Annotated in this window: 1 protein-coding gene; it reads left to right on the forward strand. The window is 51.3% G+C overall.

What is annotated here, in order from left to right:
* On the forward strand, window positions 1-645 hold a 645-nt coding region (locus HUF18_RS04670; protein WP_225691309.1), incomplete at both ends, for an IS3 family transposase.

Here is a 645-nt window from a genome sequence, read left to right on the forward strand (position 1 = left end):
GATCGGTTTAGAGAGCGGTATCCGGTTAAGAAGCTGTGCTTACTATTTGATATTCACCGCTCTTGTTATTACGCCTATCGCAACAGAGTAAGCCGTATCAATAGCCAGCGTGTACACCTTAAAGCTCACGTGGCTGAGGTCTTTAAAATCAGCCGTGGCTCACTTGGAAGCCGGGGAATTCGCGACAAGCTGAACGAAAATGGCAGCCAGGTGAGTCGCTATATGGTCGCCCGCTTAATGAAAGAGCAGCGCTTAGTCAGCAAACAACCCGGAGCACATAAATATAAACCAGCAACGGCAGAGCATCTGTCGATTCCTAATCGTCTGAACCGTAGGTTTACCGTGACGGCACCCAATCGGGTCTGGTGTGGCGATATCACCTTTATACGAGCCGGTGGACGCTGGATTTATCTGGCCGTTGTACTCGATCTGTACGCCCGTAAAGTGGTGGGCTGGGCGATCTCTGATAAAGCGCAGACAGAGCTGGTCATTAAGGCTTTGGATGATGCGTATCGTCGACGAGGGAAACCATCCGGTGTGACGTTTCATTCCGATCAGGGCGCTCAATATACAAGCCTGAAGTATCGGCAACAGCTGTGGCGTTACAGGATGCAGCAGAGTATGAGTCGCCGCGGAAACTGCTGG

It is taken from the genome of Thalassolituus sp. ST750PaO-4, from assembly GCF_020320405.1.
GTDB lineage: Bacteria > Pseudomonadota > Gammaproteobacteria > Pseudomonadales > Oceanobacteraceae > Venatoribacter > Venatoribacter alkanivorans.